The 25,115-nt window shown below is 35.0% G+C and carries 20 protein-coding genes; 8 read left to right on the top strand and 12 right to left on the bottom strand.

Translation table 11 applies throughout. The features are described 5' to 3' along the window. Position 1: 1 nt before the first annotated feature. From ileS to Q1A60_RS04585, 3 genes are all read right to left on the bottom strand, one after another. Positions 2 to 3,424 carry an isoleucine--tRNA ligase gene (gene ileS, locus Q1A60_RS04595; RefSeq protein ID WP_299762051.1) on the bottom strand — a complete coding sequence of 1,141 codons (3,423 nt, stop codon included), beginning with the start codon at positions 3,422 to 3,424 and terminating at the stop codon, positions 2 to 4. Between the two features lie 195 nt (positions 3,425 to 3,619). Beyond that, entirely contained in the window at positions 3,620 to 4,687 is a 1,068-nt protein-coding gene (locus tag Q1A60_RS04590) for a hypothetical protein (RefSeq protein ID WP_299762048.1), read from the bottom strand. Positions 4,688 to 5,057: 370 nt separating this feature from the next. Next, positions 5,058 to 5,648, bottom strand: a complete 591-nt coding sequence (locus Q1A60_RS04585) for a carboxymuconolactone decarboxylase family protein (RefSeq protein ID WP_299762045.1) — start codon at positions 5,646 to 5,648, stop codon at positions 5,058 to 5,060. Positions 5,649 to 5,889: 241 nt separating this feature from the next. Between Q1A60_RS04585 and Q1A60_RS04580 the strand changes: the two genes are divergently transcribed. The 3 genes from Q1A60_RS04580 to recJ are packed head-to-tail and all read left to right on the top strand — an operon-like array spanning position 5,890 to position 9,631. Further along, a complete protein-coding gene (locus Q1A60_RS04580) occupies positions 5,890 to 6,321 on the top strand; it encodes an OsmC family protein (RefSeq protein WP_299762042.1) in 432 nt (143 codons plus the stop codon). 22 nt (positions 6,322 to 6,343) lie between these two features. Continuing rightward, positions 6,344 to 7,936, top strand: coding sequence for an SPOR domain-containing protein (locus Q1A60_RS04575; RefSeq protein ID WP_300007303.1), 1,593 nt, complete (start codon positions 6,344 to 6,346; stop codon positions 7,934 to 7,936). Between the two features lie 3 nt (positions 7,937 to 7,939). Then, positions 7,940 to 9,631: a single-stranded-DNA-specific exonuclease RecJ gene (gene recJ, locus Q1A60_RS04570; RefSeq protein ID WP_299762036.1), complete on the top strand. Its 1,692-nt coding sequence runs from the start codon at positions 7,940 to 7,942 to the stop codon at positions 9,629 to 9,631. A 207-nt stretch (positions 9,632 to 9,838) separates the two neighbouring features. On the opposite strand, the gene Q1A60_RS04565 is transcribed toward recJ, so the two are convergent. The 4 genes from Q1A60_RS04565 to trpS form a co-directional block, all read right to left on the bottom strand. After that, on the bottom strand, positions 9,839 to 10,771 hold the full coding sequence (locus tag Q1A60_RS04565) for an alpha/beta hydrolase (protein ID WP_300007300.1): 933 nt from the start codon (positions 10,769 to 10,771) through the stop codon (positions 9,839 to 9,841). A gap of 27 nt (positions 10,772 to 10,798) precedes the next feature. Beyond that, entirely contained in the window at positions 10,799 to 11,566 is a 768-nt protein-coding gene (locus Q1A60_RS04560) for a UDP-2,3-diacylglucosamine diphosphatase (protein WP_299762030.1), read from the bottom strand. A 3-nt stretch (positions 11,567 to 11,569) separates the two neighbouring features. Then, positions 11,570 to 12,019 carry a 6-carboxytetrahydropterin synthase gene (locus Q1A60_RS04555; protein ID WP_299762027.1) on the bottom strand — a complete coding sequence of 150 codons (450 nt, stop codon included), beginning with the start codon at positions 12,017 to 12,019 and terminating at the stop codon, positions 11,570 to 11,572. Positions 12,020 to 12,212: 193 nt separating this feature from the next. Continuing rightward, positions 12,213 to 13,184 (bottom strand): tryptophan--tRNA ligase, encoded by a 972-nt coding sequence (trpS, locus tag Q1A60_RS04550; RefSeq protein ID WP_299762025.1) that lies wholly within the window; start codon positions 13,182 to 13,184, stop codon positions 12,213 to 12,215. 196 nt (positions 13,185 to 13,380) lie between these two features. Here trpS and Q1A60_RS04545 point away from each other — a divergent pair, with 196 nt between their 5' ends. Next, the gene (locus tag Q1A60_RS04545) at positions 13,381 to 14,073 is read left to right on the top strand and encodes a lysophospholipid acyltransferase family protein (protein WP_363322569.1); all 693 of its coding nucleotides are present in this window, start codon (positions 13,381 to 13,383) and stop codon (positions 14,071 to 14,073) included. A gap of 111 nt (positions 14,074 to 14,184) precedes the next feature. Here Q1A60_RS04545 and Q1A60_RS04540 read toward each other — a convergent pair whose 3' ends face one another. From Q1A60_RS04540 to recA, 4 genes are all read right to left on the bottom strand, one after another. After that, positions 14,185 to 15,738 carry a hypothetical protein gene (locus Q1A60_RS04540; RefSeq protein WP_299762019.1) on the bottom strand — a complete coding sequence of 518 codons (1,554 nt, stop codon included), beginning with the start codon at positions 15,736 to 15,738 and terminating at the stop codon, positions 14,185 to 14,187. Further along, entirely contained in the window at positions 15,735 to 16,283 is a 549-nt protein-coding gene (locus Q1A60_RS04535) for an RNA polymerase sigma factor (RefSeq protein ID WP_299762016.1), read from the bottom strand. The genes Q1A60_RS04540 and Q1A60_RS04535 overlap by 4 nt, the downstream gene beginning before the upstream one ends. A 29-nt stretch (positions 16,284 to 16,312) precedes the next feature. Further along, positions 16,313 to 16,726, bottom strand: a complete 414-nt coding sequence (locus Q1A60_RS04530) for a hypothetical protein (RefSeq protein ID WP_299762014.1) — start codon at positions 16,724 to 16,726, stop codon at positions 16,313 to 16,315. Between the two features lie 98 nt (positions 16,727 to 16,824). Further along, positions 16,825 to 17,832 (bottom strand): recombinase RecA, encoded by a 1,008-nt coding sequence (gene recA / locus Q1A60_RS04525; protein ID WP_299762011.1) that lies wholly within the window; start codon positions 17,830 to 17,832, stop codon positions 16,825 to 16,827. 437 nt (positions 17,833 to 18,269) lie between these two features. On the opposite strand from recA, the gene Q1A60_RS04520 reads away from it, so the two are divergent. Further along, positions 18,270 to 19,307 carry a rhodanese-related sulfurtransferase gene (locus Q1A60_RS04520; RefSeq protein WP_299762008.1) on the top strand — a complete coding sequence of 346 codons (1,038 nt, stop codon included), beginning with the start codon at positions 18,270 to 18,272 and terminating at the stop codon, positions 19,305 to 19,307. Between the two features lie 6 nt (positions 19,308 to 19,313). Here the strand turns inward: Q1A60_RS04520 and Q1A60_RS04515 are convergent, their stop codons facing one another. Further along, positions 19,314 to 20,702, bottom strand: coding sequence for a peptidoglycan DD-metalloendopeptidase family protein (locus Q1A60_RS04515; RefSeq protein ID WP_299762005.1), 1,389 nt, complete (start codon positions 20,700 to 20,702; stop codon positions 19,314 to 19,316). Between the two features lie 182 nt (positions 20,703 to 20,884). Here Q1A60_RS04515 and ricT point away from each other — a divergent pair, with 182 nt between their 5' ends. Genes ricT through Q1A60_RS04500 form a run of 3 tightly spaced genes read left to right on the top strand, consistent with a single transcriptional unit; the run spans position 20,885 to position 25,003 of the window. After that, positions 20,885 to 22,192, top strand: a complete 1,308-nt coding sequence (ricT, locus tag Q1A60_RS04510; RefSeq protein ID WP_299680063.1) for a regulatory iron-sulfur-containing complex subunit RicT — start codon at positions 20,885 to 20,887, stop codon at positions 22,190 to 22,192. Then, positions 22,185 to 22,667, top strand: a complete 483-nt coding sequence (locus Q1A60_RS04505; protein ID WP_299762002.1) for a gliding motility lipoprotein GldH — start codon at positions 22,185 to 22,187, stop codon at positions 22,665 to 22,667. Before ricT ends, Q1A60_RS04505 begins: the two co-directional genes overlap by 8 nt. A 5-nt stretch (positions 22,668 to 22,672) precedes the next feature. Further along, positions 22,673 to 25,003 carry a transglycosylase domain-containing protein gene (locus tag Q1A60_RS04500; protein ID WP_299761999.1) on the top strand — a complete coding sequence of 777 codons (2,331 nt, stop codon included), beginning with the start codon at positions 22,673 to 22,675 and terminating at the stop codon, positions 25,001 to 25,003. Positions 25,004 to 25,115: the final 112 nt, after the last annotated feature.

Here is a 25,115-nt window from a genome sequence, read left to right as displayed (position 1 = left end):
ATTAATGTTTTGATATGGTTAAATATGTTGTTATATTATCAAAGCTTATTTCAAGCCCATCTGTTACTTTTTCTACTACTTCAAGAGAATCTGCTAGTGTCTCTGTTTTAATATACGTTGCATTATCTTTTACAGTTTGCTCAATAAGCGATTCTTTCTGTAAAACAACATGAATCCGATCTGTCACTTCAAATCCAGAGTCTTTACGTAAATTCTGAATACGATTCACCAATTCTCGTGCCACACCTTCTTTACGAAGCTCTTCTGTGATTGTAATGTCTAGTGCTACGGTCATTCCATTCTGACTTGCAACTAACCAGCCGTCTATATCTTGAGAAGAAATTTCTACATCACCCGATTCTAATGTAGTCATTTTTCCATTAATTTCTATCTCAATTTTACCATCACGCTCAATTTTTGCAATTTCATCAGCACCAAACTCTCGTATAGCACTAGCTATCAGCTTCATGTCTTTTCCAAATCGAGGTCCTAAAACTTTAAAATTAGGCTTAATCTGTTTAACTAATATGCCAGAATCATCACTTATAAGCTCAATTTCTTTAACATTTACCTCAGATTTTATAAGATCTGCAACTGCTAAAATCTCTTCGCGATCTGTATCTGACAATACAGGAATCATAATACGCTGTAATGGCTGACGTACTTTAATTTTTTCTTTTGCACGAAGTGATAACACCAATGAACTAGCTGTTTGCGCCTTTTCCATCTTGTGCTCTAACGTACTATCTATGTAATTAGTATCACTTTTTGGAAAATGTGACAGATGTATGCTATTAAATTTTTCTTTTCCTGTTATTGCATTCAAATCTTTATAGAGTCTCTCCATAAAAAATGGTGCTACAGGAGCTGCTAGTTTTGCCACTTCAACAAGACATGTATATAGTGTTTGGTACGCGCTTATCTTATCTGTACCATAAGATCCTTTCCAGAATCGTCTACGGCTTAATCTTACAAACCAGTTAGATAAGTTTTCTTGTACAAAAGTATCTATAGCTCTCGTTGCTTTTGTAGGTTCGTATTCTGCATAGAACGTATCTACTTTTGCAATAAGCGTATGTAATTCTGAAAGTACCCAACGGTCTATTTCTGGACGTTCGGCAAACGGCACTTCTGCTTCAGCATAGGTGAAATTATCAAGATTTGCATACAATGCAAAGAAGCCATACGTATTATAAAGTGTTCCAAAAAACTTACGCTTTACCTCTTCTATTCCTGCTAAATCAAACTTTAAATTATCCCATGGATTTGCATTACTGATCATATACCAGCGTGTAGCATCAGGTCCATAGGTGGCAAGTGTTTCAAATGGATCTGCTGCATTCCCTAGACGTTTAGACATCTTCTGCCCGTTCTTGTCTAATACAAGGCCATTAGAAACTACGTTTTTATACGCAACATCATCAAAAATCATCGTTGCAATGGCATGCAATGTATAAAACCAACCTCTTGTTTGATCTACTCCTTCGGCGATAAAATCTGCTTTACGCCAAGTTTCTTCTACAAGTTCTTTATTTTCAAAAGGATAATGCCATTGTGCATACGGCATAGACCCTGAATCAAACCACACATCGATAAGATCGCTCTCACGATTCATAGGTTGTCCTGAAGGTGATACTAATACAATACGGTCTACTACATTTTTATGAAGATCTACGAGGTCATAGTTTTCTTCACTCATATCATCAGCAACAAATCCTTCAAAAGGATCGCTATTCATCACTCCAGTATCTATTGCTTTTTTGATTTCTGATTTCAATTCTTTTACAGAACCTATAATGAGTTCTTCTTTCCCATCTTCAGTACGCCATATCGGTAATGGGATTCCCCAAAAACGACTACGGGATAAGTTCCAATCATTTGCATTGGCAAGCCAGTTTCCAAAACGACCTTCTCCAGTAGCTTTAGGTTTCCAATTAATGCCTAGATTAAGCTCGTGCATACGATCTTTAAAATCAGTTACCTTGATAAACCAAGAATCTAATGGATAATACAATACAGGCTTATCAGTACGCCAACAGTGTGGATAACTGTGTACATACTTCTCTACCTTAAATGCCTTATTTTCTTCTTTCAAACGAATAGCAAGCTCAACATCCATTGATTTTTCTGGAGCTTCGCCATCAGTATAGTATTCATTTTTGATATATTTATTTCCAAACTCCTTCAATTCAGGACGAAATCTTCCTTGTAAATCTACAAGCGGAACTAAATTATCATTCTCATCTTTAATTAATAATGGTGGTACTTCTGGAGATGCTTGCTTTGCTACCAAGGCATCATCTGCTCCAAAAGTAGGCGCTGTATGTACAATACCAGTACCATCTTCGGTGGTTACAAAATCTCCAGCAATGACTCTAAAAGCATCTTGAGGATTATCGTGTGGCTGTACAAAATCAAATAATTGTTCGTAACGTAATTCTAAAAGATCGGCTCCTTTAAATTCACGTGTTACGAGGTATGGTATTTTCTTGTCTCCTGCGGTATATGTTTCTAAGTCCGCTTTCGCGAAAGCGGTATCACCTCCAACTTCATAAAACTTCCCAGAAAACTGCTTCCCGACAAGCGCTTTTGCCAAAATGACTTTGACAGGCTCATGTGTATATTGGTTATACGTCTCAACTAGCATATAGCCTATCTTCTTTCCAACCGTAAGTGCTGTATTAGAAGGTAAGGTCCAAGGGGTAGTCGTCCAAGCTAGGAAATAGGTTTGCCCATCGGCTAATTCTTTGGCAAGAGGGTTCGTGCCTTCTGCTGTCATTTTAAACTGAGCAACTACCGTGGTATCAGTTACATCTCTATAACATCCAGGTTGATTAAGTTCATGCGAACTCAACCCAGTACCTGCTTTAGGAGAATACGGTTGTATTGTATATCCTTTGTATAGTAAATCTTTATTATAAATCTGCTTGAGTAACCACCAAACAGTTTCCATATACTTAGACTTGTATGTGATATATGGATCAGTCATATCTACCCAGTAACCCATCTTTTCAGTTAGGTCATTCCAGATATCTGTGTAACGCATGACTGCTTTTTTACACGCCTCATTATATTCTTCGACAGTGATTTTTTTACCTATGTCTTCTTTGGTAATCCCTAATTCTTTCTCTACACCGAGTTCTACGGGAAGGCCATGTGTATCCCATCCTGCCTTACGTTTTACTTGAAATCCTTTCATGGTTTTATACCTTGGAAAGATATCTTTGATAGCACGCGCTAATACATGGTGTACCCCAGGAAGTCCATTAGCAGATGGAGGTCCTTCAAAAAACACATAAGGAGTTGCTCCTTCACGTGTCGTGATACTCTTTTCAAATACCTTATTTTCTTTCCAGAAGGCAAGAACCTCATCGGCTACTTGAGGAAGGTTTAATCCTTTATATTCAGTGAACTTAGCGCTCATTTTATATGCTTTTAAATAAGGGAGCGAATTTACGGAATTTTTGTATGAAAAATAAGAGGTTTCTAGACTGTTATAATCTTCATTAAAATCAAGGGTAAAACTGACTCTTTTTTACATAAAAAACCTCCATAACAATATTGCTATGGAGGCGCTATAATTTAATAAGATTTCTATTATAAAACCTTATGTATAGTTCTAGTTGTTCTGTCTAAGTACTTGCTTGAATGCTTCGTAATCAACATTTTCTGAATGTAACATTGGCACATCAAATGGATCGTCAAAAGAAGAAGTTCCTGTACGACCATTCCATGTCCATATCCCTTTTTGTCCATCTATCGCTGTACATACATTTGATGGAGGGTCTGCAAAATCACTATTGTGGAATCCATGATTAACAAAAGTAGATCCATTGCTATCTACTAATCCGCTACTTTGCCCTAACCAATATTCTAACGTAGCATTTCCTAATTGAAATGATTGATTTTGTGCCCAAAACTCATTACGCCCATTTGGTGTAGTCATAGGATCTTCATGTAAAAACACAGGGGCTATCTCTGTAATAGTAGTTTCAAAAAAACAGAGGTAATTAAACATTTCGAAATCTGTATCTGAATATACATTCCCATTATTGGTAACTGTAATCACAACTTCTGTTAATAATGGAAAATTAAATGCATCAGGATTTGGTGTTCCGTCTGTAAGTAAGTCCCAAGTTCCTGAAATAATATCATCAGGATTATCATTTGTTGCAAATGTTCCTAATATAGCCGCAGCACGTTGCCCTGCTCTGTCTTTTACAGAAGCCACATGACCTGGTTTTGAATCTACGATTACATTAGTTGCAACAGGATTATTTATATCACTTATATCATAATCAAAAGTGCCTCTTTTTCCTCTAAAAACAAATTTACTGTTATCGAAATTTACTGGCTTCCCTAAAAATTTAAATCGATCTCCTTGATTTGTTACAACCGTAGCATTATAATGACCATCATTGTTAATGTTTATCCAGATTTTACCGTGAAGGTTATCTGATTGTCCTGGCTCTACAGTAACAATAACTCCATGATAAAGACCTTCGCTTGCATCATTAAATCTATTATTAGGTTCTGCCGTTTCCGGATCAAAGTCTATTTGTTCAATTTGTTCAATAGTAACTTCAAAATCTGTAATAGCATCATTACTAGTAATTATTTCTTCATCACTACAAGAAACAAAAAAAGCAGAAGCAAAAACACTTAAAAGTAGTATTTGTTTTTTCATATTATACATATTATTTATTTCAAAAAATCTCACGTAAATATAGAATTAATGAGTCTTTTATTTATTTAAAAATGTAATCGATCTGTTTTTTAACAATTCAATGCTTTTTAACCGATAAATATGCTTTTTAAAGACTTTTTAAATTCTATTAAGTAAGAATTGTTCGCCAAACATAAGAAAAAATTACGTTTTTTCCGTAATAGCCATAAGGTTTTTTAATATCGCTTTATAGTTTAAAATTCTAAAAACTAATAATTAAACCTAAAGAACGTTTTATTTTTGATGGTTTATAAAATAAAAATGCAAGAAAGATTCTCTTTTAAGTTTATCTTTCTTGCATAAAATATTTGGTTCTTTTTATAGTATGTATTTAAACGTGTTTTCCTACTTCAAACCCGTGTTTTCCTAAATATTGATTTCCACTTTCAATAGCATCTCCTTCTAGGGTAGTTCCCATAGAGTCATTCCAACGATTTAAATATCCAAATAAAGAAATCACTCCTAACATTTCTACAATTTCGCCTTCATTCCAATACTTATATAACTCTTCTTTAATTTTGTCATCTACAGCATTAGGCACTTGACTTGCTGCCAATGAAAAGTCTAGTGCAGCTCTTTCTGCATCAGAAAACGCAGCATGCGTTCTATATTCCCATATATTATCTAATTGCTCTTGTTCTGCTCCATAACGCTCTGCTGCTCGTATAGCATGTGCTTGACAATAACGACATCCTGTTGCATTACTAGAAACCCAAGCAATCATACGCTTTAGAGCAGAAGTAACATTTCCTTGGTTAGCCATTACCGCTTTATTAAGGTTTATAAATGCACGAGAGATATCTGGACGACGCTGCATCGTCAGGACAGAATTAGGGCAGAATCCTAATGTCTCATTAAAAAATTCAGCAAGTTCTCTCGTTGTTTCATCATGCTCTGGATTCAAAGGTGTTACTAATGGCATAGTTTTTTTATTTTTTGTGGTCGTAAAACTTATATCTACGTCACAAGTATTATACGTTATTTTTTGCTTTCGCGAAAGCGTATAGTTAAATATAACTAGTTTTTAAGACTTCTTATATATCATAAAAGCAGTATTTTTATACGCTATTTTAGAATAGATCATCTATTTTTTTCGCGAAAGCAAGATAGGCATTTCCCTATCATTTTTGTACCTTCAAATCTTTAAAAAAATTCACAAAATAATGGCATCACATACAGTTACTACCATCTATAAACAAGGAATGCAATTTGAAACCGATAGTCCAACGGGATATAAAACACTCATAGATACTTCTCCAGAAAACGGAGGGAATAATGACGGAATGGGACCAAAAGCACTTATGTTATCATCTCTAGCTGGTTGTACTGGTCTTGATATCGTTTTTGTACTCAATAAAATGCGTGTTTCCATTCCTGAATTTAAAATGGAAGTAAAAGGTGAACTTACTGAAGAGCACCCTAGATATTATCATAAAGTTTGGTTAGATTATCATTTTTATGGAGATGATCTTGATGAAGTAAAAATTCAAAAAGCAGTAGATCTTTCTGAAAGCACCTATTGCGGTGTTATGGAAATGTTTAGAAGATTTGCTACCTTAGAGGTTGGCGTACACTTTCATAAAGACAACGCTTAACTAACTATATTCCCCAGATCTTATGCGTTTTTCTTTTATTCTATTATATATGTTGTTTGCAGTTGCTATGTCTGCACAAAACAGCGCAGCATTTACACGAGTAAATGAATTTTATATTCATGGAAATACTCAAGTGATAGGAAACAATAATGTAAGTAAGCATAAAAGCAAAGCCATAGATGCTACAGATGAGTTTAATGACGAAACGAAGATGAAGTTTGTGGATATAGATAATACGCCCACTACATATAATTCTAGTAGTGCTAATCTTACGATTCCTGATGGGGTTTCTATAAAATATGCTGCTCTATATTGGGCAGCAACATATCCTACAGAAAAAGGAACGAAAGTTCCCAAAGGAAATCGCTATGTCTACAAAAAAAATGGAGAGCCTGTACATGATATTCAAGAGATACAATTAAAAATTCCTGGAGGAGCATATACCCCAATTAGAGGGAATTTAATTTTTGATGGAAAACAAGGTACAGTAAAAGGGGTTACCTCTAGTAGACCTTATACCTGTTATAAAGACATTACTGATCTTATAAAAAATAATCAAGTAATTAACGGAACCTATACTGTAGCAAATATTGCGGCTACACAAGGGTATATCTCTGGAGGAAGCTCGGCAGGATGGATGCTATATGTTATCTATGAAAATCAGGAAGACCCTTTACAGTATATTACAACCTATAATGGCTTTAGTTATATTAATAAAAAAGGAGTGGAAATTAATTTTGGAAACTTTAAAGCTCCCGAAAAAACCGAAACAAAAACAGCTCTTACTGTAAGTGCTCTTGAAGGAGATAGTACCCTTAAAAAAGATCAAATCGCTATCTATTATCCTGAAGAACAAAAATATGTCACTTTGGATAATGGGGTGAGGGCTTCTGACAATTTTTTTAATAGCAGTATCACCATAGATAATACATACTATACAGACCGCATACCAAATAGCAAAAACACGCTAGGCTTTGACATCGCAAAAATTACGGTTCCTAATGAAATAAACACAAGTATCGCAAACAACAGCAGCGGCTTTAAACTACAATTTAAAACGAGAGCAGATAGATATTATATTTATTTTGTTGCCTTTCAAACTACATTAAACAAATCGACTTCTGACATTGAACCCATCACCTCAACAACAGAAACCGAAGAAGAAGAAGAAGTAATAGAAGTTGTTGAAACTATTATTCCAAAAGAGCCTAAAGAAAAAGAAGTGATCGCCATCGTTGAAACACCTACTCCAAAACAACCTGAAGTCGTTAAGGAAAAAGAGGAAATTACGATCCCTCAAGAAAAAGAAACAACCCCCATTGATGATACTTTAGTGGAGATCATTGACAAAAAACCTACAAAAGTTCCTGATGTACTAAGAGGATATTATATCATCTCCAATGTATTTTCTTCAAAGACAAATGCCGAAAAATGGGCCGCTAAACTAAAAGGGAAAAACATTCAATCCAATATTTTCAGGAGACCACAAAATAACTTCTATTATGTTTCTGTAGGAAACAATGAAGATCCTGTATTACTTTATGAAGTTTTAAAAAAAATGAGAAAAGATCAAGATTTAAAAGATGCTTGGATACTTAAAATAAATATCCAGTAATCTATGCGATGGAATGTAAAACCAATACAAAATTCTGAAAACGTACAGTCACTTTCTCAGGCATTACAAATAGATACTACTATTGCACAATTATTAATAGCGAGAGGCATTGATAGTTATGACAAAGCAAAGCAATTTTTTCGCCCTTCACTAGACGAACTCCATGATCCTTTCCTTATGAAGGATATGGATAAGGCTGTTATTCGTATTGAGCAAGCAATTATTCAAGAAGAAAATATATTGGTGTATGGAGATTATGATGTAGATGGCACGACAAGTGTCGCATTAGTATCTTCTTATTTAAAGACCATTCACCCAACTATTGCCACGTATATTCCAGATAGATATGCAGAAGGGTATGGAGTTTCTTATATGGGTATAGACTATGCTTCAGATAATGACATCACGCTTATCATTGCATTAGATTGTGGCATAAAAGCAATAGATAAAGTAGCTTATGCAAAAGAAAAAGGGATTGATTTTATAATCTGTGATCATCACCGTCCTGGACCACAATTACCAAATGCTGTTGCTGTATTAGATCCTAAACGAGATGATTGTGAGTACCCCTATGATGAGTTATGTGGCTGTGGCGTAGGTTTTAAATTAATAAGTGCGCTTTCGCGAAAGCGTAATCAGCCGTTTTCAGAACTTCACCCATATCTTGATCTTGTCGCTACCGCCATAGGCGCCGATATTGTTCCTATTACCGGAGAAAATAGAACTCTTGCCTACTATGGACTAGAAGTAATCAATACAGCTCCTCGGGCAGGCTTTAAAGCAATTATACAACAACTCAAAAAAGATACACTTACGATTACCGATGTTGTTTTTATTATCGCACCACGCATTAATGCTGCAGGACGAATGAAACATGGAAACCATGCAGTAACATTACTTGTAGAACAAGATTATAATACGGCACAGATTTATGCTGTCGAAATAGAGCAATACAATTCCGATCGTAAAGATGCCGACAAGGCAATTACAGAAGAAGCCCTCGTTCAGATTCAAAAGAATAATGAGACCGACAGAAAAACGACTGTTGTTTTTCAAGAAGATTGGCATAAAGGGGTCATAGGAATTGTTGCTTCTAGACTTATAGAAACCTATTACCGTCCTACATTAGTGTTTACAAAAAGCGGTGATAAACTCGCAGCTTCTGCACGATCTGTAAAAGGGTTTGATGTATACAATGCACTACATGAATGTGAAGAATTTATAGAGCAATTTGGCGGTCATAAATATGCCGCTGGACTTACATTGAAAGAAGAAAACTACGAAGCATTTAAACAACGCTTTGAAGAAGTCGTAGCTGCTTCTTGCGAAGAACGTTTGCTTATTCCAGAAATTACCATAGATGCCAAAATTGACCTTAAGGATATTACTCCAAAGTTTTATCGTATTCTAAAGCAATTTGCTCCTTTTGGCCCTGGAAATATGAAGCCAATATTTATGACAGAAGACCTTGTAGATACAGGATATGGCAAAAAAGTAGGCGCTGATGAATCACATCTTAAAATAACCGTCACACAGCACAACAAAGGACCCCGTATAGGAGGCATCGGTTTTGGTATTGGGGATGCATATGATCTTATTAGCAACAAAAAACCATTTAGTGCGGCCTATACGCTAGATGAAAACACATGGAATGGAGAAGTAAGTTTACAACTTCGTCTTAAAGACATTAAATAAGCATACATGAAAGTAAAGCACATACTTGCATTATTCTTAATCGCCTATATTGCTATGACAATTGGGGCTTTATTAAAAATTATGCATTGACCATACGGCAATGAACTCATTACATTTTCTACAGTATTAAAAGTCATTGCAGCATTACTTGCTATTTGGAAAGTATTCACTATGAAAGGATTTAAAGACTTTTTGAATAGGTAGACGCTATTTAATAAATTCTAAAATCATCTGTACAATTTCTTGAGGCTTCTCTTCTTGAATAAAATGTTTTGCCTCTAGGATATGTACATCTTCATCTTTTATTCCTAAATCTTTCTGAAGTGCTTCTTGTTGTGGCTCTAATTTTAAGAATGTATCGTTCTTCCCCCAAATAATAGTGGCAGGCGTATCCATCTTTTGAATCATAGGTTGATACTCGGGAAGTGCATTACACGTCTGCGTAAAAAAGTAATACATCGCACGTGTCTTTCCTTCTTTAAGTGGTCGTTTATACCCTTCTATGTCTGTTTTATTTAAAGTATTTTCTGTTAATCCTTCTTTAAAAAGACCTTTAAGCATCATGTTTGTTGTAATACCATTACGATATCCCCACATCGCGGTACGCGCCATAAAACCAGGCTCAAAACGGATAGGAGGATCAAAGCCTTCTTCATAAATGATTGTATTTAAAATCACTAAATGATCTACTTTATCTGAAGCTTGTTCTAATAATTCCCATGTCCATAATCCTCCTGCATCATGCATCACATGTGTCCAAGCATCTATATTGAGGTGATTTAACAATTCTAGCAATCGTTGAGCATGCATCTCTTCGGAATAGATTTCATATCCTTCTGGAGAGTCACTATTTCCAAATCCTAACATATCTGGTGCAATCACTCGATACCCACTGTCTACTAAAGGATCTATCATTTTACGATACAACCATCCAGAAGTAGGAACTCCGTGTAATAATACAATAACAGGTCCTTCTCCTTTATCTATATATTTTATAACACCATCTTTTGAAGTAAACGATTGTTGTTGAGCTCTAAAGCTATCGTATGTTATCTGTTCTGGTCTCATAGTAGTTGACTGATAAGGTTTACAGGCTGTAAAAAATAAAACAAAAGATAATACTGTAAGAATGTATCTCATAACTCTTAATTTCTATAAATATACACCTTAGTCTTGAGTAGATTCAAATTTTTTTATCGAAAATACTGTTCCATCAAAAACACCATAGGTATAATGATCAATCCAATCTCCTATATTAAAATAGGTTGATTGTTCTCCAACTTTAATTTCCATAGGCAAATGACGGTGTCCAAAAACAAAGTAGTCGTAATGCTCCGTTTCTAGCTTACGTTTAGCATATGCAGCAAGCCATTCATTTTCTTCCCCTAAAAAAATATGGTCATCATTTCCAGAGATTAGTTTATTCTTTACTGAAAAATATTGTGCTATGCGCATTCCAATATCTGGATGCCCCCATCTAAATATCCATTGAAAAAAACGTCCTCTAAAGACTTTTTTCATACGCTTATAGCCTTTATCTCCTGGCCCTAGACCATCGCCATGTCCTAAGAAAAATTTCTTATCATTTATGGTAAATACTTTAGGGTTATGATATACTGGAATCCCTAATTCATCTTCAAAATAGCCATTCATCCACAAATCATGATTCCCTACAAAAAAATGAATCTCTATACCACTATCTCTAAACTCGGCAAGTTTCCCTAGGGTTCTCACAAACCCTTTTGGAACAACCGTTCGATATTCAAACCAAAAATCAAAAAGATCTCCTAGTAAGAAAATGGCATGCGCATCTGGACGAATCTCATCTAGCCATCGTAAAAACTTTTGTTCTCTAGGTCTACTCTCATTATGTGTAGGAGCTCCTAAGTGATTATCACTAGAAAAATATACTTTCTTTCCTGCGGGGATATTCATAGGCTAATTATCGCTTGCAAACCATTCTGCATAACTTGTACGCGTTTCTTGAAGTCGTAGTGAGTGAAGTTTAATATGATCTGGAAGTAAGGGTTGAATTTTTTTAGCAAAATCAATCACCATCATTTCGCTTGTAGGTTGGTAATCTACTAATAAGACATTGTGCCCTCTATCCGAAAGTTCTTTTGCAAGCTCTACATGAGGTGTATTCTTATTAAAAACAGTAGCGTGGTCAAACACATCTACAATTTCTTTATTAACGATCTTTTTAAGGTCTCCAAAATCAATTACCATCCCGTATTTTACGTGACTCGTATCAGAAATAGGGGTTCCTATTACAGTAACACTTAATTCATAACTGTGACCGTGTACATTTTTACATTTTCCGTCATACCCATAGAGCGCATGACCTGTCTCAAATGTAAATTGTTTTGTAATGCGAATATTTGCCATTATATGCTTTCGCGAAAGCGTACTATTAACGCCTTCTATTCTTAATTTTATTATATAAAAATACGATAATTAATACGAGTGCCAGTATCAAGAATATACCGCTACCTCCTAAAAAACTTAAAATATCCATACGACACGATTAGATTTAAATATAGGGTTATTTACTGTCTTTACCTTTTTTTACACTATTGAATTAATATCCTACTACTTTTCTAACTCTGGATAATACTTCATTTGCAACTGTTTTAGCTTTTTCTGCTCCAACAGCTAATGCTGCGTCTACCTCATCAAGGTTTGCCATATAATGGTTATATCGCTCACGTTGTGTTGCATATTTCTCTACTACTAGCTCAAAAAAGGCTTGTTTTGCATGACCGTATCCATAATTACCTCCTTCATAATTTGCACGCATCTCTGTGATTTGTTCTGGAGAAGCGATAAGTTTATACAAAGCAAATAGATTACAGGTGTCTGGGTTTTTAGGTTCTTCTAAAGGAGTGCTATCGGTTTGAACACCCATAATTTGCTTTCGCAATTTCTTATCTGGCTGAAAAATATCTATAATATTTCCTTTAGACTTACTCATTTTTCCTCCGTCAGTTCCTGGAACATACATGGTATCTTCATTATGCTTTACCTCTGGCATAACAAATACTTCCTTACCCGCAGAAGCATGAAAACGACTTGCTACATCTCTCGTCATTTCTAGATGTTGTGCTTGATCTTTTCCTACAGGCACGATCTCTGCATCATACAAAAGAATATCTGCTGCCATGAGCATAGGATATGTAAATAGCCCTGCATTTACATCTTCCAGACGATCTGCTTTATCTTTAAAACTATGTGCCAGTGTAAGTCTTTGATATGGGAAAAAGCAACTTAAATACCAAGAAAGTTCTGTTACTTGAGGAATATCGCTTTGTCTATAAAACACTGTTTTTTCTATATCGAGTCCAAAAGCTAACCAAGTAGCTGCAGTACTATATGTATTCTGTCTTAAAACATTCCCATCTTTGATTTGAGTGAGCGAATGCATATCTGCAATAAACAAGAACGAATCATTGCCTGGTGCATTTGCCATTTGGATTGCTGGAATGATTGCTCCTAATAAATTTCCTAAGTGAGGTGTTCCTGTACTCTGTACACCTGTTAAAATTCTTGCCATACTAATTACCTAAATAAGTAGGTGTCACATTATAATTACTATTCATTCTAGGCACTTTCTGTAAGATTATGACTAGTTTTTACAGCAAAGTTACTTTTTTCTAGGCATAGGCTACTACCTTTTGCCTATTTTTGAAGCAATGAATTTTTTTAGAAAAATCGGAATAGCAATTTGGAGGATCTGGTTTTACCTTCTTATGCTTATCATTATACTTATATTATTCCCGATACTTATCATAAGTATCTTAAAAGAATCTTGGTACCCTCTATTTTTTAGATTGGCTCAGATATGGGCTAGAGGGATCATGCTAGGGATGGGATTTTATCCTAAAGTTACGAGAGAGCAAACTTTAAAAAAAGGAGAAAGTTATATGTTAGTCTCCAATCACGCATCGATGCTTGATATTATGCTAATGCTACATCTTTCAAAAAACCCTTTTGTTTTTGTAGGGAAAGCTGAGCTTGCTAAAATTCCGTTATTTGGATTCTTTTATAAAAGGACGTGTATTCTCGTAGATCGCGGAAATGCAAGAAGTCGTAAAGCCGTTTTTGACCAAGCACAAAAAAGACTACAACAAGGCTTAAGCATTTGTATTTTTCCAGAAGGAGGTGTTCCTCATGATACGTCTATTGTTTTAGATAGTTTTAAAGATGGGGCCTTTAGACTTGCTATAGATCATCAAATTGCAATTGTTCCTATGGTATTTTATGATAATAAAAAGCTATTTCCATATCAATTTTATGAAGGAGGTCCTGGTAAAATGAGAGCAAAAGTTTTTTCTTTTATTCCTACAAAAGGCATGTCTCAGAACCAGAAAAAAGAATTGAGAGAACAAACGCGTACTGTAATATTAGATGCGTTACTTGAAGATTTAAATAATACAAATTAGATAACAAAAAAAGGCGCCGTAACCAGCGGCGCCTTGTTGTAATTATTGCAAGATTTTGCAACAACTAACCTAACCAACTAAAAAACTTAACCTAACGGTAAGTATTCTTTTTTAGAAGCGATAATTCACTCCTGTATATAGTCCAACATAATAAGGCTTAAATTCTCCTACGCTATTACTGTAGGCATTAAGCTGATATTTAAGTGATGGTTCTATATTTATTTTTACTTTTTCTGTTACTTTATAATTAAGTCCTAAACCTACATTTGTTGTAAAACTTACATCATTAAGCGCATTAGAGGTTCCTAGACTTGTTCTTAAACCATTAGACGCTAAAAAGACTTCATTGTTGTTTAATAGTAACGTACTTACTCCTCCTATAAGCTCAACACCTAGTCTCTTGTCTGAAAGCACATAGATCGCTTCTAAAGGAATCTCTATATAGCCAACATTTTGTTGAATCTCTCCATTAGAAAAAGTATTACCGCCTTGTCCAAATGAATCTTCATTTTGACCCGCTACTGCAGACGAAGGGTTTACTCGATCAGTTATATCTAAGAAACTGGCATTTTGAGAAAAATCTATGCCTCTTAATGTACGTGCGCTATTACTAGGGGCAAACGAAATATCTTGTGTATTGTAATTCAGATCTACATTACTAACTCCTGTTCGTACTTTAAATTTTGGAGTAACAGCATAGCTTACTTGTACTCCATAACTCAAGTTAACATCACTTGTCTTGGTATTATCTTTAAACTGAGGATCAATTCCTGAACCTCCAAAATCTCCATAATAAACAGGTGCTGCGACAGCTCCTACATCCCACCTACGAGCTATAGCATCTTTTTCTTGAACATCATCTTCTGTAGTAGCTTCTGCTATACGTGCAGCTTCATCAACAAGAGATTTCTTATTTTCTTCTTCGTCTACACTTTTGTTTTCTGTCTCTTCGTTTTGAGATGTATTAGCTGTGTCTTCCGTTACAGCTATTGCTGTATCATCTACACTTTTATCTATCGTGATATTAGGATCTATAAAGTCTGATCTTTTTTGTGGAGTGTTTTCTTGTTTTTCTTTAATTGTAGTTACATCACCAGTCGTTGACTGATCTGTGTTTATAGTAGTTGTATTATCAATATACGGTTGGTTTTTATTTTCTTTAGTATTAGTTTTCTGACTATTAGTAGGTATATCCTGATTTGCTATAGCTCCTTGCGTATCCTGTACACCAAAAAGAGAATTTTCTTCTTTCATTAGTTTATCCTTCTCTTCTCCTGAGGTAGCCTTATTAGAAGTAGTGTTTTCTATAGCTAGTCCAGATTCAATTTCTTTAGAATCAGAATTCACATCTTCACCGGGTGCGATATTCGTATTTATTGACTCATTTGGATTTGAATCTTCATTTCCATTTGGATCAGATTGAACAAGTTCTGGAGTTGTATTATTAAGATCTGAAGAGTTATTCCATAATGCAATACCTGTTGTAACAAGAATCAATACTAGTGCTGCTACTCCTGCAAATCGCCACCATATAGGAACAATTTTTCGGTCTTCTTTCTTCTTTTTTGCCTCAACAATATTCTTCCATACCTGATCACTAGGATGTACTTCAAAATCTTTAAATTTCTCCTGAAAAAGCCGATCTATGTTCTTTTTCTCTTTCATTGGTTTTGAGATTGATTTAAGGTATAGTCTTGACTTACCTCAATTTTATTCTTTAATATTTTGCGGGCACGAGCTAAATTAGATTTAGACGTACCCTCTGAAATTTCTAATAAATCAGAAATTTCTTTATGTGAATATCCATCTAATACATACAAGTTAAATACCATTCTGTATCTATCAGGTAATTCTTGGATAATTCTAAGTAAATAGTCTAGAGGCACACTTTCTTCTTCTACTTCTACATCTACTTCACTTATATTTTCTTCATTTATCAAATTAAGAACTCCTGCTTTACGATATCGCTGAAGTGCTGTATTGATTGCTATTCTTTTTAACCAACCTTCAAAAGAGCCTTGGTTTTTATATTGAGACACTTTATCAAAAATAATGATAAAGGCATCTTGCAGTATGTCTTCAGCATCTGCATAATTAGAAGCATATTTCAAGCAAACCGAAAAAAGTGAACTAGCATATCGCTTGTATAACTCTTCTTGGGCTTTTGCATGTTTCTTTTTACAATTATCAATGAGTTGTTCTAAACTCAAAATATCTCTATTGGTTAGTTTTCTTAAATTTATTCTATAATAGGCACATTAAATGTTAAAAATGTAGGATCACCTATTTCATTATTTCCTGTAAAAAAACTCAAATTTAATTGCCCCGCTTCTTCTGGTGTAATAACCAGAGGCGCTGTTCTTAAATCATTATCTAAGTCAGAACAGGTAGCTCTTCCTTGAACTACTTTTGTTATTATCGCAACTTCTCTTACATCTTCATCGTTTGTAATATCAAATCCATTAAATGCATGACACGTAGAAGGTCTTCTATACGTTACTTGTATCGTATCTGTTTGTCCTACTACAAAAACATCTGGCACATTACTTACCGTATTTACTGGTGTTACTTCAAAAAAGAAGAAAGGTGTATCATCGGTACTACATCCTATAAGGAATACAAGAATGAGTGATAATATACTTACTTTTTTCATATACAACGGGGGACATTATATACTATAGATACTAAATAGGACAAAAGGTTGCGTCTACCTATAAAAAAACCTCCTAGTAGTTAGGAGGTTTTTTTTATTTATTCGGCTGAAATTTTAATGGCTTCGTGAATTTTGGTTTCTAATTCTTCCATCAGATCAGGATTATCTAGCAGTAATGCTTTTACAGCGTCTCTACCTTGACCTAGTTTCGTGTCTTGATAGCTAAACCACGAACCACTCTTCTTGACAATTTCATAATTAACACCTATATCTATAATTTCACCCACTTTAGAAACTCCTTCACCATACATAATATCAAACTCCGCCATTCTAAAAGGAGGTGCTACTTTATTTTTAACAACCTTAACACGGGTTTTATTCCCCTTTACATTTGCGTTACTGTCTTTAATTTGAGTAGATCTTCTTATATCTAAACGTACAGAAGCATAAAACTTTAAAGCATTTCCTCCGGTAGTCGTCTCTGGATTACCAAACATAACGCCTATCTTCTCACGTAATTGATTAATAAATATAACGGTACAATTTGTTTTACTTATAGATCCCGTCAGTTTACGCAATGCTTGAGACATTAATCGAGCATGTAATCCCATTTTAGAATCTCCCATCTCTCCTTCTATCTCACTTTTTGGAGTCAAAGCAGCTACAGAATCTATTACAATAATATCGATAGCCCCAGAACGTATTAGATTATCTGCAATTTCTAGCGCTTGTTCTCCATTATCTGGTTGTGATATAATAAGATTTTCTATATCTACATTCAGTTTTTCTGCATAAAAACGATCAAATGCATGCTCTGCATCAATAAACGCAGCAATTCCTCCTGCTTTTTGAGCTTCGGCAATAGCGTGTAGTGTTAATGTTGTTTTTCCAGAAGATTCAGGCCCATATATTTCAATAATACGCCCTCGAGGATATCCTCCTACACCTAATGCAACATCAAGTCCTAAAGAACCTGTAGGAATAGAATCTACATCTACAATTGCTTGATCTCCCATCTTCATTACAGCTCCTTTACCATAGGTTTTATCAAGCTTATCTAGGGTAAGTTGTAATGCTTTTAATTTTGCTTCTTTTTCACTACTCATTTTCGTCATCTGTTTTGAATTCTAAAAATTGGATAGTAAAAGTAGGGTTTCTATTTGAAGGGGACAAGGTGCGCTTTCGCGAAAGCAAAATACTTTTTAACAAAAAAAATACGCAACCCTTTTCTTTTTTAGAAGTCTACTTCATGAGAAGTAATATTAAAAATGAGTTTACAACGAATTAAATACAATAAAATCCAGCTTAAGGCGAAGCGTTATTTGATGCTAGCGCATTGCCGAAAGTTGGAAGGCGGCTAGTTTAGATCGTATTTCTGTGCTTGTAACACAAAAGAAATAAGTCTAACAAAATGAATTAGCCGTTCAAAAAAATGCCCGCAGGATCGCCCTCCGGGCATTTTTTTGTGATCGTAATTCTTCCGTTTTTTAATTTCATCTATCTTTGCAAAAAAATAATTCTTTTAAACTTAAAAAAGTATAGCATGCAACTGTACAACAAATTAAGTGCAAAAGAGAGAGCCGCCCTTATTGATGAGGCTGGAGACGAGCGTTTCACACTCTCTTTTTACCAATATGCACACATCGGGAATCCTGAACTTTTTAGAAATCATTTGTTTATCGCGTGGGACGAAATGGACGTTTTAGGTCGTATTTATGTAGCCAAAGAAGGTATTAATGCCCAACTTTCTGTTCCCGCAACAAATTTTAACACATTCAAATCTTTCTTAGATGGCATTTATTTTCTAAATAATGTACGTCTTAATATTGCTATAGAACAGGATAATAAGTCTTTCCTTAAGCTTAAAGTAAAAGTGCGTCACAAAATTGTAGCCGATGGCCTAAATGATGATTCTTTTGATGTCACAAATAAAGGAGTGCATGTAGATGCACAAACATTTAACTCTCTTATAGAAGATGAAGATACCGTTCTAGTAGATATGCGTAATCATTACGAGAGTGAAATAGGTCATTTTAAAAATGCGGTGACTCCAGATGTAGATACGTTTAGAGATTCATTAGACATTATAGAAGATGATTTAAAAGACCACAAAGAAGACAAAAAACTTGTCATGTATTGTACAGGGGGTATTCGGTGTGAAAAAGCCAGTGCCTACTTTAAACACAAAGGGTTTAAGAATGTATACCAACTTGAAGGAGGCATTATAGAATATGCACGTCAAATAGAACAACAAAACCTTGAAAATAAATTTAAAGGGAAGAACTTTGTCTTTGACCACAGAAGAGGAGAACGTATTTCTGAAGATATTATTTCAAATTGTCATCAGTGTGGAAATCCTTGCGACACACATGTAAACTGTGCTAATGAAGCATGTCACCTTTTATTTATACAATGCGAGTCTTGTAACGCACAAATGGAGAGTTGTTGTTCTCAAGAGTGTGTAGAGATTACACATCTTCCATATGAAGAACAAAAAAGGCTTCGAAGTGGTAAAGGAAATAGTAATAAAATATTCAAAAAAGGACGTTCAGAGAAACTAAAATTTCAGAACAAAGTCTAGTTTACATTACTTTTTAAGAACTCGCAACAAGGTTTGTGCATCAGAATCTAAAGCTTCTGCTGTTACAAAGTAAATTCCTGTTCTTAAGTATGAAAAATCCATTTCTACGCTAATTCTATTCAAATCACGGTATTCAAGAACTGTTCTTCCTACAGCATCTCTTACTGTGATTTGTTTAAAAGGAACTGGTGCTCCTATCGTAACAATATCACTTGTAGGATTTGGAAATGCTCTAACCTCATCAAACACTTCATCTTCTACAGAAAGTTGTCCTACATTAAACGTGTGGGTATCACTTTCTCCATTGTAGGTTATAATATACGTCCATTCTCCTGTTTGGTTATTAATGGTTCTTTGTTGTGCCCACCACGATGCCACAAAATCATCATTAAAGTTTGTATTCCAACTTGAAAACAGATCGCCATTAGGATCATAAATTTCATTAAGAGCCGATGTTCCTGTTACTTGATCTTTAAAGTATCCTATAAACCATACCGTATCTCCTGGGTCAAATTGATTACTCTCAAAAGTTTCTTCTATTTCTGGACACGTTCCGAAATTAGGAAGATCTGTATGAGTGAGTGCTGCATTTACGCCAGAGTTAAGGTATTCTTTTTGTTCTGCCCACCAGCTTGTATCATTTAAATCATTACACGGTCCTGCATAAGGATCTATCAAGTTATTATTTTCATCATACACTTCAAAATGCAAATGAGGTCCTGTAGAGTTTCCTGAACTGGCAACAATTCCTAAATACTCTCCTTGTGTTACAGTATCACCAACATTTTTTGAAGTAAGGCTTCCATTTTTCATATGTCCATACCATGCAATACTACCATCTGAATGCTCTACAAAAACAGCATTCCATTGATCATTATTAAAAGAACAATTTTGATCAGAACTTCCATCATTTTTGTATATGATCTGACCCGAAGATGCAGCAATGATCTTTGTTTGTTCTTCATCAACTTGTTTCCAAGTAAATGGCCATAAGAAAATATCTACTCCTTGATGATTGTATCCGCTAGAAGTATCATAGGTACGTGTACCGCAATTCCAATCTTGTAATCCGCCTGTAGTTTGGTCATGATCAAAGTATACAGAAATTGCCCAAGTACTATTGTAATCAAAACCATCTGCTTGCTTTACAGGCCATATAAATGAAACTTGTTGTTCAGAACGACTTGCATTATCTTGATATAAGCGTAATCCTTCTCGAGAAAGATATTCTTGATTTGTAGCAACTGCATTATGATATACCTGATATTCTTCTTCAGAGACACAATTAATTCCTTCTGGATTAAAAACTCTTTCTCCACCAGCAGTTTGTGCAGTACTTATACCAAATGCGAGAAACATGCATAATAAAAAGGATACACGTAGAATTAGTTTCATAAGGTGAACTTTAAGTCTTAAATTTGTTCGATAACTTTTTTCTAAATGCTAATCAAGTAGTAAAGAACTTTAATAAATTGGTATCTTTAAACTTTAGCTAGTTATCAAATCTAAATAATAATAACGAGTAAAACACATAAATATATTGATTTTTAAGTGTTTTACCTTAAGATATATACTATATGGCGTGTGGAAATTGCGGAACAGGAGCTGATGGACAACCAAAAGGTTGTAAAAATAATGGCACCTGCGGTACGGACGGATGTAATAAACTTACTGTTTTTGATTGGCTTTCCAACATGACAATTCCAGAAGGTCAAGAAGCATTTAATTATATAGAGGTACGTTTTAAAAACGGACGTAAAAACTATTATAAAAACACTGAAAATGCAACATTAAGCATTGGTGATATTGTTGCTACTCAGGCAGCTTCGGGACATGACATAGGAATGGTTACACTTACAGGTGAACTTGTCCGTGTACAAATGAAGCGCAAAAAAGTAAAACAAGACACAGAAGACACCTTAAAAATATACCGTAAAGCCACTCAAAAAGATATTGATATTTGGACAAAAGCTAGAGATCGTGAAGAACCTATGAAGGTAAAAGCACGACAAATAGCTATCCGACTAGATTTACAAATGAAAATTTCTGATATCGAGTTTCAAGGAGATGGTTCAAAAGCTACATTTTATTATACTGCCGAAGATCGTGTAGATTTCAGACAACTTATTAAGGAGTTTGCGCAGGAATTCAGAACACGTATTGAGATGCGACAAATTGGTCTTCGTCAAGAAGCTTCTAGATTAGGAGGTATAGGGTCTTGTGGGCGTGAGTTATGTTGTTCTACCTGGCTTACAGACTTTAGATCTGTTACCACAGGAGCAGCTCGATACCAACAACTATCCCTTAATCCACAAAAACTAGCAGGTCAATGTGGGAAACTTAAATGTTGCCTTAACTATGAATTAGACGCCTATATGGATGCTTTAAAAGAGTTTCCAAAAACAGAAGTCAAATTACACACAGAAAAAGGAACCGCAGTATGTCAAAAAATAGATATTTTTCAAGGATTTTTGTGGTATGCATATGAAGGAGAATGGATGAATTGGCATAAGCTTACCGCAGCTCAAGCCAATGAAATCATCACGTCAAACAAAGCAAAAGAACCTGTTGCGAGTCTTGAAGAATTCTCTTCAGAACACATTGAAGACACTAAAATAGACTTTGGAAACGTTGTAGGACAAGATAGTCTTACGCGTTTCGACAAACCAAAATCAACTAACAAACGTCGCAACAATCGAAACCGAAATAAAAAACGCGCAACAGCTAACGCAACCAACAAAAAACCAGATCAGAAAAAAGCAGGTCAGAAGCCTAATCAAAAGAAGAAAGACCCTAACAAACCAGCACAAAAACAAAACCCAAACGCCAAACGTTCTAATAACAGACGTAACAGATCTAAAAAGAAACCAGACAACAATGCATAAAGTAGGCATAGTTATTCTTCTTGTCATCACTATGATCTCATGTGATACAAATCGGGTATATGACAATTACCAAACGGTAACTAATGGATGGAATATAAATGAATCGATCCAATTTGAGATTTCTGACGTAGATAGTATAACACCACATAATGTATTTATTACATTACGAAACACCAACGAGTATAAGTACAGTAATTTATTCCTGATCACAAGAATGGATTTTCCTAATGGCAAACAACTCACAGATACCCTTGAGTATCCTATGGCGACTCCAGAAGGAAAATGGTTAGGCACTGGATTTAATGACGTAAAAGAAAATAAATTATGGTATAAAGAAGGGGTACGCTTTCGCGAAAGCGGAGCCTATACCTTTTCCATAAAGCATGCGGTTCGTAAAAACGGAAGCATCACAGGAGACGAACATTTAGAAGGAATTACAGAAGTAGGATTGCGTATAGAACGCCCTCAAAATTAATAATAATGGCAAAGAAGCAGATTAAAAAAAAGCAAGCGACCAATACACAAACTGGCTTTAAGAAGTTTATTAAATGGTTTTGGGGATTATTTGCGGGAGGACTTTTAGCAGTCGTATTGTTATTTTTACTAGCAAGTTGGAATGTATTTGGCAAACTTCCCACCTTTGAAGAATTAGAAAATCCTGAAAGCAATCTTGCTACCAAGATTCTTTCTGCAGATGGTAAACAATTAGGGACGTATTATAATGAAAATCGTACACCTATTAAGTATGAAGACCTTCCTCAACATCTTGTGGATGCCTTAGTCGCTACAGAAGATGAACGATATTTTGATCATTCTGGCATTGATTTTAGAGGAACGGCAAGAGCCATTGCTTATTTAGGACAAAATGGAGGGGCAAGTACGGTGACACAACAATTATCCAAGCTTTTATTCTCAAACCCACCAAGATCTACAGTAGAACGACTAATTCAAAAGGTAAAAGAATATGTCATCGCTACGCGTTTAGAGCGTCAATACACCAAGGAAGAGATCATTACCATGTATCTCAATAAACAAGGGTTCTTATTTAATGCTATTGGAATAAGCTCTGCTTCTCGTATTTATTTTAATAAAAATGTAAGCGATTTATCTATTGAAGAATCGGCTGTTTTTGTAGCGATGCTTAAAAATCCTAGACAATATAACCCACATAGAAAAATCTCTAGAGAAAAATCTAAAAGGCGCCGTAATCAAGTATTTAAGCAGATGGAAAAAAATGGTTTCCTCACTACTGCTGAAAAAGACTCCTTACAAGGATTACCAATGGTGGTAAGATATACACCTGAAGGACATAGAGATGGAATGGCAACCTATTTTAGAGAAAATCTTAAAAAATTCTTAGCAGATTGGATTGAAAAAAACCCTAAAGGAGAAGATTCTGATGGAAATCTAGAATACTATAATATCTATAGAGATGGGTTAACTATCACCACAACCATAGACTCTAGAATGCAGCAAATAGCAGAAGAAGCTGTACAAAAACACATGCCTAGACTACAGGCTGAGTTTGATAAGCAAAATATAAAAAACAAAACAGCTCCTTTTAGAGATATAGAAGAAAGTGAAATAGAGACTATATTTAATAATGCTATAAAAAGCTCTGAGCGTTGGCGTAAAATGAAAGCCTCTGGAAAAAGCGAAAGTGATATTAGAAAGTCTTTTGACATAAAAACAGATATGTCTATTTTTTCTTGGCAAGGAAATATAGATACAATAATGACTCCTCGTGATTCTATACGTTATTACAAAAAGTTCCTACGTACAGGAATGATGTCTATGGTTCCACAAACTGGCGAAGTTCGCGCATGGGTAGGAGGTATTAATATGTCACATTTTCAATATGATCATGTACAAACAGGAAAACGTCAAGTAGGATCTACTTTTAAACCTTTCTTATATGCTACTGCGGTAGATCAGTTACATATTTCCCCATGTGATACACTTCCAAATACACTATTTTGTATTGCTGAAGGAAAAATGGGAAATACCAAAGAATGGTGCCCTAAAAACTCTGATGGAAAATATGGAGGGATGATGACGATGAAAGATGCACTTGCAGGATCTGTTAATACGATTTCGGCCAGATTAATGAATGAAGTAGGACCTCAACCCGTAATTGATCTTGTAGAAAAATTAGGTGTAGATGTAAGTAATATTCCTGCTGTGCCTTCCATTGCATTAGGAACTGCAGACTTAAGCCTTTATGAAATGGTGTCTGCCTACAGTGCTTTTGCAAATCAAGGCGTATATATAGAACCACAAATTGTAAGTACCATACAAGATAAAAACGGGACTATTTTATATCAACACGTTCCAAAAACACATGATGTTATCAGTGAAGAAGCTGCGTATGTAACCTTAAAATTGATGGAAGGGGTTACCCAGTCTGGATCAGGTAGAAGATTACGTACTGGAAAATCTAATCGAGCTGACTACAAAAATGTCGTCACTGGACATCCGTATTCTTTTACAAATCCTATTGCTGGAAAAACAGGAACCACACAAAATCAAAGTGATGGTTGGTTTATGGGTATTGTTCCTAACCTAGTCACTGGTGTCTGGGTAGGAGGCGATGATAGAGCAACACATTTTAGAACTACTCGATATGGACAGGGAGCCTCTATGGCATTACCCATATGGGGATTGTATATGAAAGATGTTTATAAGAATAAAGATCTTAATATCTCTGATGGTAGTTTTACAAAACCCAAAAATCTATCTATTGAAGTAGATTGTGAAAAATATAAATCGCAAAATACAGATAATGATGATTTTGACGAATTAGACATTTAATTAGTTTCATCCTAAAATATATTTATAACCCTATCTTTTTTGATAGGGTTTTTTTATGCTTTCGCGAAAGCGTACTCCCCTCTAATTTTTGTATTTTTAGTTCAAATTAAAT

The organism is uncultured Dokdonia sp. (genome assembly GCF_947492535.1).
GTDB lineage: Bacteria > Bacteroidota > Bacteroidia > Flavobacteriales > Flavobacteriaceae > Dokdonia.
This window is presented reverse-complemented; position numbering and strand designations above follow the sequence as displayed.